6 protein-coding genes and 1 pseudogene are annotated in these 5,174 nt (G+C 36.2%); 2 read left to right on the plus strand and 5 right to left on the minus strand.

What is annotated here, in order from left to right:
* Both MSG95_RS18650 and MSG95_RS18655 read right to left on the minus strand, forming a co-directional pair.
* The coding region (locus tag MSG95_RS18650) for a MobA/MobL family protein (RefSeq protein WP_324645210.1) at positions 1-634 on the minus strand (634 nt) is incomplete at its 3' end.
* Positions 634-789, minus strand: a complete 156-nt coding sequence (locus tag MSG95_RS18655) for a hypothetical protein (RefSeq protein WP_272345734.1) — start codon at positions 787-789, stop codon at positions 634-636. The genes MSG95_RS18655 and MSG95_RS18650, both read right to left, overlap by 1 nt.
* 277 nt (positions 790-1,066) lie before the next feature.
* On the opposite strand from MSG95_RS18655, the gene MSG95_RS18660 reads away from it, so the two are divergent.
* Together MSG95_RS18660 and MSG95_RS18665 are read left to right on the plus strand one after the other, a co-directional pair.
* Positions 1,067-1,501, plus strand: a complete 435-nt coding sequence (locus MSG95_RS18660) for a conjugal transfer protein TraD (protein WP_272345733.1) — start codon at positions 1,067-1,069, stop codon at positions 1,499-1,501.
* Between the two features lie 36 nt (positions 1,502-1,537).
* Positions 1,538-2,551: a glycosyltransferase family 2 protein gene (locus MSG95_RS18665; RefSeq protein WP_272345732.1), complete on the plus strand. Its 1,014-nt coding sequence runs from the start codon at positions 1,538-1,540 to the stop codon at positions 2,549-2,551.
* A 43-nt stretch (positions 2,552-2,594) separates the two neighbouring features.
* Here the strand turns inward: MSG95_RS18665 and MSG95_RS18670 are convergent.
* The 3 genes and pseudogenes from MSG95_RS18670 to MSG95_RS18680 form a co-directional block, all read right to left on the minus strand.
* Positions 2,595-3,345: pseudogene (locus tag MSG95_RS18670) on the minus strand (transposase).
* 909 nt (positions 3,346-4,254) lie between these two features.
* The gene (locus MSG95_RS18675) at positions 4,255-4,755 is read right to left on the minus strand and encodes a hypothetical protein (RefSeq protein WP_324645213.1); all 501 of its coding nucleotides are present in this window, start codon (positions 4,753-4,755) and stop codon (positions 4,255-4,257) included.
* A partial coding sequence (locus MSG95_RS18680) for a MobA/MobL family protein (protein ID WP_324645214.1) occupies positions 4,752-5,174 on the minus strand: 423 nt, incomplete at its 5' end. The genes MSG95_RS18675 and MSG95_RS18680, both read right to left, overlap by 4 nt.

Consider the following 5,174-nt stretch of genomic DNA (forward strand, 5'->3'; position numbering starts at 1 on the left):
CTTTCTCTATGCCTTGCTCTTTGTAGCTTCGCATATCAATACGGCTGTCAATTTGATGTTTTTCTAAATGGCTGTTGCATAAATCTGCCCATCTTTGGCGTAGGTTTTTAATATCGGTTTTTCGTTCCTGGTAACTCTTGCCTGTATTGTCTTTTTTAGCTCCGCCACGTTCAGGATTTTTACTGTTATAGCGTTTGAAATATTGATCTGGATCTCGTTCGATTCCATCTTGCAGACGTTCATTAAACATGAGGTGAACGTGGGGCTGATCGTTGCCGTCCATTGCTTTAGGGTTATGAATCGCAAACTGATACGGATATTTTGAGCCGATCTCAGACTGAATAAAGTCCTCCACCAGTTCTAGGCGTTGCTCGGCACTCATTTCTCTAGGCAGGGCAATTTCATACTCTCGATAGGTACTGCCATTTTTTCGCTCGTAAAGGTCGGCCGCTTCCCAAAAAGTAATTGGATTATGTTCAGCCCATTTCGGCATGTTTCCATAAGCACTATGTTCAAGATCAGTTTCTGCCTGTTCCTGTTTCAGTTTTTTGTCTTCGTCTCGATCAATATATTCGGCATGCGGTGCTGCTTTACCGGCCTTACCAACTTTGACACTTAAACGAGCAATCGCCATTAGGTTTTATCCTGTTTCTTTTTTCGGTTGCGCTTTTTCTTAAACGCTCTTTGATCAAGTATCGAGGCCCATATCATAATGATAATAATTAGCGGTGCTGCGATCACGCCAAAAGTAATATCTTTAATTTTTCCCAATACCTGTTTTAGTTGCATACAGTTGCTCCTAGCTTTGGTACTTCTTTTTTCTGTAAATTAAAAATTTACAAAAAAAAGAAGTTTCAGGGTTTTAGGGATGAAGTCCCTAACGTGCTTAGGTTTCTCAATGAAATTGAAAAACGTCTAAGCGCGCCATCAAACTTTTGATGGAAGTATAGGCGAATTTCTCTAGAACGAACTTTAACAAAATTGCGTCCAAAGGACGTAATTATTTTGTTATCGTTCTTTGAGAATTGAGCCTGTACTTTGCGGTATATGAATTAAGGAATTGAATATGAATAATGACTGGCTATCTGAAAAAGTCACCTACATTTCTGCGTTAAAGAATCCAAGTGATGCTCAAAAACTTTTACTTGAATTAGCCAAAATTCAGTACAGAACGCCCGATCAAGAGAAAAAAATTAATGCCTTGATCAAAGCTGAAAAAGCCATAGATCGAGCAAATAAGCAAAAAGTTGCCGTTAGAAAATTACTGAATGCAGAAAAGGAAGCTGAACGCAAAGCTCGTACACGTCATCTCATTCAACTAGGCGCACTTTTTGAGATTGCAAACCTAGATCAAAGAGATCCAGCTGAACTACTGGGTGTTCTTCTTAAAACAGCTGAAATAGATCCAAATGATGTGAAATGGCAAACTTGGAAAGACTTAGGACAAGATATTTTGAATAAACGTAAAAAAAATATTCAATCTATTACTTCACTTATTTGATAAAATAAATCATTATTTAAATTTATAGAATCTCTTATGGGCTTAAAAAATTTCGAAGACTTTTCACAGTATATAGTTAAAAAAAGTACTGAAAAAACTCCTTTTATTTCAATAATAATTCCTGTTTACAATAGAGCAGATAAAATCAAATTTTGTTTAAATAAGTTATTAGAATCAAAGTATAGTAAAGAATATTTTGAATTAATTATTATTGATGATTGTTCAACAGATAATTCTTTTGAGGTTATTAAAAGCTTTTTTGATTTATTTCCAAATATATTAATTATGAAGAGAAGAATAAACTCAGGCGGTGCTTCAGCACCAAGAAATGACGCCATGAATTTATCTTCAGGTGAATACCTTTTATTTTTAGATTCAGATGATTACCTTACACCAAATGCTTTAATGGACGCTGTTAATTTAATTAGTAATGACCTAACAATCGATATGGTCTGTATGCCATTTTTTAAAAACCAGAATAGTTCAAGAAAAATTAGCTCTTCTGCTTTTTTTTATAAAAATGACATTACAAATTTAAAATTTAAAGATACTAAATTATTCAACAGTTTAAATGCTGTAGGGAAGCTGTTCAGAGCAGCTACCATAAAAAATTATGAAATTAATTTTCCAATTAATATTAAAGTAAGAGAAGATAATTGGTTTATGATGAAAGCATATAGTATATCTAATAATATTGCCATTTTAGGAAATTCTAAAAAGTACTACTTTACATGTGATACTGATGAAATCTCACTATCTAAAAATGGGACACCTCCTAGGGATGCTGTGAAAATTTATTTATCAGCTTATGATTTTATTATAAATAACAATTCTATAATATCAGAAGATAAAATAGATCTTCTCTCAATATTTTTGAATAGATATACACCGCTAATCAAAAGAGGAGAACATGCACCTATAAAATTACTTAATCATACAAAAAATGAACTAAAACAGATTATTGTCAATAAGTATACTAGTACAGAAACTAAGGAGTTCATAACTAGTTTACTTAAAAGTAATCAGGTTATCTTATCAAATAAATTTTAATTTATATGTTAATAATATATTACTAATTTAACCCCAATCTTGTTTAAGCCAATGATTCTATAATCTGAATGGTTGGCTTATTTCGATGGATAAGTTGGTATGCACATAACGAAGCATAAATCCCACTTAAAAAGCCCGAAATATACGCGCTTTACTCGTTATTAAATTGTACTGTCCTTTCAATAGGCTGAATAAAGTCTCTATTTTATTGCGCTGTTTTAAGTGATATTCATCAGATTCTTGTAGTTGAACAAACCCACGATCCGCGTAAAGCTTTGCTTCTAAGCCTTCAACCAAATGCTCAACCATTTTTATGTCAGCCACATATCCATTGGATAATGCCGAACAAACTATTTCTCCAAGTTGATTCATCACAACATGTAATTTATAGCCGTAGAACCAGCCCATTGAGCTTTTACCACGAGAAGCAATTTTAGATAATGATTTATGGCGTTGAATCCGTTGGTTTTTACAAACAGGTAAAGTGAAGGCTAAATGTAAAGCATGTAGTGCAAACTGATGCATATTAATGAGGTGAATCATCCGTTGATAGCAGGGTAAGCTTTTAAATAAATTACATTTATCTTTCTTCAGCCATGAGAAGAATGCTTTAACGAAATTGCTGAAGTGAGAACATTTATACCAAATGGCGATAAAGGCGATTTCTGAGATGCTTAGTTGACCAGTTCGGATTCTTAAACAGTGATGGCTTTGCTTGAGGAATTTACAGTAGGTTGCTTCAAATTTAAGAAAGAAATCATCATTACACCGAATAATTCGGTACTGAAGGACAAAACTTTATAAACATCAATTAAACTCACTTGAAAGATTCAATTATTCAAATAACAAAACTGATAGCTGGAACTTTATTTTTTCAAATTGAATCTTATCCATCGTGAGAATGAATCAATAACTTTCCAATTAAATAGCCTAAGCATAATTTTAAATTTATCCTAAAACTATCTCATAAATCAAAAAGCAATAAATGCTCTCAACTTCTCAACTCGCCCCCAAAGCGTCGCACTTCGTGCTTTGGCTTTGGTGAACGGTTGAGAGAGTTTCGGCAATACTTTCCCTAAAGGCGGTCATTTAAAAAAATGACGCATCCTTTAAGTATTGCCGATTTACCGCATATTCTTTTGGCTTCGGAGCCACGTATATCGGTCGTATCCGCACATGGTTTTGCTGACCATGCAGACAAGGACTAAAGGTCTTGCACCTTCTCCCACACGCTCCCTGTCGAAGTATGGCGATATCTATGCGAGGGTTTCCCCAACATGCAACTTAACCGACCTATACAACTACTTCCAACGCTCCGCCTTTGTGAGAATCCCCTGTAAGCGGTTTAGCCTTTCGACTATCGCTACGTTGCACCAGTGACACTTATTCCCTCCACATGCAACGCATGCCAATCCGTAAAACGGACACGCAGAAGCAGGCAACGCTCGATCTATGATGCTTATTTGATGAATAAAAACACGTATTAACGAAGACTTATCATTTTGAGTCTTGATCTAAACACTGTTTATTGTGAAAATAGAGTTCAGGTACAAGCCTTGTGGTGAAATCTGCACGAGTTGGTAGCTCTGCTGATCTTCGTTATTCGATGGTTCGAAGCATCAAATAACTGCGTACCGCTGAATATAAAGCGAAAGCCCATTTAGTTTCAATACTGAATGGGCTTTTTCTTTATCAAGTACTTATCATTTGGGGTCTATGACGCAAAAATCGCCATTTTTTCCATATCCGCATTGCTTTTTCATCACTCGGACGCACGTTTTAGATTCTTCTCCGACGGTACAGCTTCCAATATCAAACTGGATTCCCTGCTGTCTTAGGCTCTCGATCTGCGGAATATTGCCTAAAGGTTTGATGTAAACCACAAATAACCAAGTCATTGCCAACATCAAAATGGCAAAAGCACCTAAGACAATGGCAATTAACTTCCATGACCATTGATGAATCACAGAATCAATAGAGTTATTCAAGCGTCCAAGTGCCTTAGCAGTCTTAATAAGCTCCGCTGTGCCCTCTTGTAAGCCCGTATTTAGCGATTTTGATACGGTGCTATGGGTTTGCCCTGCTATGACCTTCTGAATGCGTTCTTCGGTGATTTGAAGCTCTTTAACAGCCTGATTGACTAGGTTCTGCTGTTGTTCTGCGACTGCCATCAGTGCATATAACTTTTTTTCATCAGGTGTCATCGGCTCATCCCTTTAAACTTCATAGTTTTCTGTTGCTCGCGTTCTAATTTCTGCTGCTCTTTGTACTGTTGCAAAGCTAGCTGTTTAAAGCTGTCAAAATCAGCCTTAAAGCTCTCAATACCCTGTTTAATTTCTTTGTCTGAAATTGGGCTGTCTTTGAGGTCTTTCAGGTCTTTTTTCGGGTCGCCTAAGTCTAGTTGTGCAAGCTCTTTATAGGCTGTGCGTGACTGTCGCAGGGCTTCCCTGATTTCAGGGTCTTTGGCTTGGCTTGGTAAAAGTTTTTTTTCAGGGTCTTTCTCTATGCCTTGCTCTTTGTAGCTTCGCATATCAATACGGCTGTCAATTTGATGTTTTTCTAAATGGCTGTTGCATAAATCTGCCCATCTTTGGCGTAGGTTTTTAATATCGGTTTTTCGTTC

This window comes from Acinetobacter sp. IK23 (genome assembly GCF_035615275.1).
GTDB classification, from domain to species: Bacteria; Pseudomonadota; Gammaproteobacteria; order Pseudomonadales; family Moraxellaceae; genus Acinetobacter; species Acinetobacter seifertii.

Coding starts and splice junctions, on each gene's coding strand:
- MSG95_RS18655 (WP_272345734.1), bottom strand. CDS start 789: ATGCAACTAAAACAGGTATTGGGAAAAATTAAAGATATTACTTTTGGC.
- MSG95_RS18660 (WP_272345733.1), top strand. CDS start 1,067: ATGAATAATGACTGGCTATCTGAAAAAGTCACCTACATTTCTGCGTTA.
- MSG95_RS18665 (WP_272345732.1), top strand. CDS start 1,538: ATGGGCTTAAAAAATTTCGAAGACTTTTCACAGTATATAGTTAAAAAA.
- MSG95_RS18675 (WP_324645213.1), bottom strand. CDS start 4,755: ATGACACCTGATGAAAAAAAGTTATATGCACTGATGGCAGTCGCAGAA.